The following is a 3682-nucleotide window of genomic DNA, read 5'->3' on the forward strand; positions in this document are numbered from 1 at the left end:
TCGAGCACGACATAGGGCAGCGATTCCGCGCGTGAAGGCACCACCATCACGCGTGCCTGCGCCAACGCCTTGCGGATCGGGCCAGGGGGCTCGAACGTGCATTGGTCGGCGATGCCACGCTCCCGCACCAATTGTCGGAGCTCCGCTTCATCCGGGCCCGATCCGACGATGAGGATGGGTGGGTTCGGGCCTCCGCCGCGGCGCAGCAGCGAGAGCGCGTCGATCAGCGTGTCGACTCCCTTCGCCCAGCGCAGTTCGCCGAGATAGAGCAGGTCGAACCGGGCATCGGTGTGGTCGATCGGCTCGAACTCGGCCTCGGACACGCCGTTCAGGACGATGCGATAGGCGCTCCGCGGTGGGCGCCCGATATAGGCCTCGAAGCGCCCCGCGATGAAGGCGCTCTCGAACAGGAACATGTCCGTCGCGCGCTCGAGCAGGCGCTCGACCGACATGTAGACCTTATGCTCCAGCGTGCCCGGCTTGTAGTTGAAGCTGCCACCATGCGGCGTATAGGCGGTGACGTAGCTTCGGGCCGGTGAAAAGAGGGCAGGGGTCCGGCCGTAGACGCCGCCTTTCGAGCCATGACAGTGCACGACATCGGGAGAGAGGCGACGCAACAGCGAGAGGGCGGACAGCTGTGCCCTGGCGTCGGTCAGGTTCGGGTAGCGGGACATCGGAACGCGCGTGACGCCGAGTTCCAGCTGGCTCGAAAGCTCTTGAAAGGCGGTGTCGGCCCGCGTGCCGCCGGTGCTGGAATCGCAGAAGATGCCGACGGCGTGCCCGCGCTCGATCTGGCCGCGCGCCACGTCGAGTACGTGCCGGAACAACCCGCCCAGAGGGGCGCGGAAGACATGCAGGATGCGCAGCGGGCGCTCGCCGGAAGTGTCCGTCATGGCAGGATGGGGCACCGGCTCAGAACCAGCGCTCCTTGATGACGATGGTGTCTCCGGGTTGCACGGGGTAGGTGATCGGTACCGTTGCGGTGACCGTCTGGCCATCGATCTGGCGCGTGACCTCGGCGGAAGAGCGCTGGCCGCGGGGCGTGAAGCCCCCCGCGATCGCGACCGCAGTCTGGACGGTCATGCCGTTCACGAACGGGAACTGGCCGGAGTTGGTGACCTCGCCGAGCACGAAGAAGGGCCTGTAGGTATCGACCTCGACCGAGACCTTCGGCTCGCGCAGATAACCGCCGCGCAGCTTGGCCTCGATTGCCTGAGCCAGTTGCTGCGTCGTGCGGCCCTGGGCTTCGATGGTGTTGATCAGCGGCATCGAGATCCGGCCGGACCCGTCGACGGCGTAGATGTTCGAGAGGTTGTCCTGGCCGAACACGATGATGCGCAGCCGGTCGCCGCTGGCCAGCCTGTAAGGCCCGGTCGGCTCGGCAAGCGCATAGTCCGACGCTGGGTACTGAGGGGCGCATGCGCCCGTCAGCAAAGCGGCGGCCAAAGCGAGAGTGGCGAAGCGTCGACTCATCACTGGCTATCCATAGAAATCCCGGCCGAGCTTTAGGCTCGATATGGTTAACAAAGGCTTCCCGTGTGGCTTCGGTAACCGCGGGCCATGCCACTTTAACTCCGCGATAACCTTACCGAGGTTTCAATGAGGTCGCGTCTCTGCCTTGGGGCGCGTGAGTTTTGCGTCCAGAGGTAGGTCATGACCGCTCAGGCTGGTAATGAGGCGCGCAGCGCCGGCGAGGGCCGGGGCGACATGCTCGACCTCTCGGCGTTGTGGAGCGCGATCAAGCGCCGCAGGTTCTGGATCGTAGGCCCGACGCTGGCGGCTCTCGTGCTTTCGTTCCTCACGGTCAATGCCGTGGCGCCCCGCTATACCGGCGAGGCGCGGCTGCTGCTGGAAAGCCGTGGATCCTTCTTTGCGACCCCCGGGCAGCCTCAGCCGGATTCCGCAGGACAGTTCGACGCCGAGGCCGTGCAGAGCCAGGTTCAGATCATCATGTCGCGTGATCTGGCGCGCGAGGCGATCAAGCGCATCGGCCTCGTCGGCAATCCGGAATTCGACTCCGGGGTCGGCGCGCTCAGCGCGGTACGCAAGCTTGCGGTGATGATCGGCCTTGGCGCGCATCCGGCCGACCGTTCCCCGGAGGAGCGCGTCCTGGAGAAATATTTCGACCGGCTCCTGGTCTTCCCCGTCGGCCGGTCGCGCATCGTGGCGATCGAGTTCACCTCGCGCGATCCGGCGCTCGCGGCCCGCGCGGCCAATACCATCGCCGAGACGTATCTGGAGTTTCAGGAAGCTGCGAAGCAGGAAAATGCCCGAAGCGCGTCGAACTGGCTGTCGACCACGATCGAGCCGCTGCGCAAGCGCGTCGCCGAGGCCGAGGCGAAGGTCGAGGATTTCCGTTCCAAGAACGGTCTCTTCGTCGGTTCCAACAATACGACGATCACGTCGCAGCAGCTGACCGACCTGTCGACCCAGCTCTCGGCTGCCCGCAGCCAGCAGACGGAAGCGCAGGCCAAGGCGGGGCTGATCCGCGACGCGATCAAGCAGGGCCGGACCTTCGAGATTCCCGATGTCGCCAACAACGATCTCGTCCGCCGGCTGATCGAGCAGCGGGTCAACCTGCGCGCCCAGATCGCAGCGGAGTCGCGCAGCCTCCTGCCGCAGCATCCTCGCATCAAGGAGCTCAATGCCCAGCTCCTCGATCTCGAAGGCCAACTGCGTGCCGCAGCCGAGCGCGCGGTCCGGATGCTGGAGAACGAGGCGAAGATCGCCGGGCAGCGCGTGGACAGCTTCCAGGCGGCGCTCGACGGCCAGAAGAAGAATGTCTCGACCGCGAATGACAGCGAGGTTCAACTGCGCGCGCTGGAGCGGGAAGCGCGCACATTGCGCGATCAGCTCGAGCAATACATGCAGCGCTATCGCGAGGCCGCGGCCCGCGACACGCTGAACGCGACTCCGGCCGACGCACGCATCATCTCCCGCGCGGCGGAGCCGACCGAGCCTTCCTTCCCGAAGAAGATTCCCGTCATCGTGCTGACGACGCTGGCGACTTTCCTGGTCGCGCTCGCGGTCGTGGTGACGCGCGAGCTGCTAGACGGCCGTGCTCGCTCGCTGCCGGAGGGGCCGCGCGGGCCGCGTTGGGTGCCGGTCGGGGCGAACGAGGACGAGGGAGCGGAGGCGGCTCCGACGCCGGAGGAGCCGCGCCGCGAGCGCGTGGCCGGCTTGCTGACCCACGCCGGACGCCTCGGCCAAGTGAGGCTGGATCTCGAGCAGCCTGAGCGGACGCTGGCCGAAATCGCCGAGCGGACGCAGGAGCCCCGCCGTGGCCTGGCGCCGATGGCGCTCGTGCTCGACGGGGGCGGCGAGGGCGCGACGAACGCCCATGACCTTGCGACGCTGCTGGCACAGCGCTGCCGCTGCGTCCTCGTCGATCTCACCGCCGATGACGAACATGATGAGCCCGGCTTTTCCGAGCTGCTCGCCGGGGAGGTACTGTTCTCCGACATCATCATGCGCGCGCCGGGATCACGGCTGCACCATATCGGCCCGGGCCGTGCCGGCCGCGTGGCTGTCCTGGAGGCGCCCGATCTCGTCGACGTCGCGCTCGATGCCCTTTGCGAGACCTATGATTGGGTGCTGGTCGCGGCGGCATCGAGCGATGACGGCGCGATGCTGGCGCCGATTGCCCGCCGGATCCAGGGCGGGCTCGTGATGAGCGGGCGGG

The 3682-nt window shown here is 67.2% G+C and carries 3 protein-coding genes; 1 reads left to right on the plus strand and 2 read right to left on the minus strand.

Annotated elements, in window-relative coordinates; genetic code table 11:
* A partial coding sequence (locus ACIPIA_RS12160) for a glycosyltransferase (RefSeq protein ID WP_400509835.1) occupies nt 1-893 on the minus strand: 893 nt, incomplete at its 3' end.
* Nucleotides 894-912: 19 nt separating this feature from the next.
* Nucleotides 913-1473: a polysaccharide biosynthesis/export family protein gene (locus tag ACIPIA_RS12165; RefSeq protein ID WP_400509838.1), complete on the minus strand. Its 561-nt coding sequence runs from the start codon at nt 1471-1473 to the stop codon at nt 913-915.
* 180 nt (nt 1474-1653) lie between these two features.
* Here ACIPIA_RS12165 and ACIPIA_RS12170 point away from each other — a divergent pair.
* The coding region (locus tag ACIPIA_RS12170) for a GumC family protein (RefSeq protein ID WP_400509840.1) at nt 1654-3682 on the plus strand (2029 nt) is incomplete at its 3' end.

The organism is Allobosea sp. CER48, assembly GCF_044752385.1.
GTDB lineage: Bacteria > Pseudomonadota > Alphaproteobacteria > Rhizobiales > Beijerinckiaceae > Allobosea.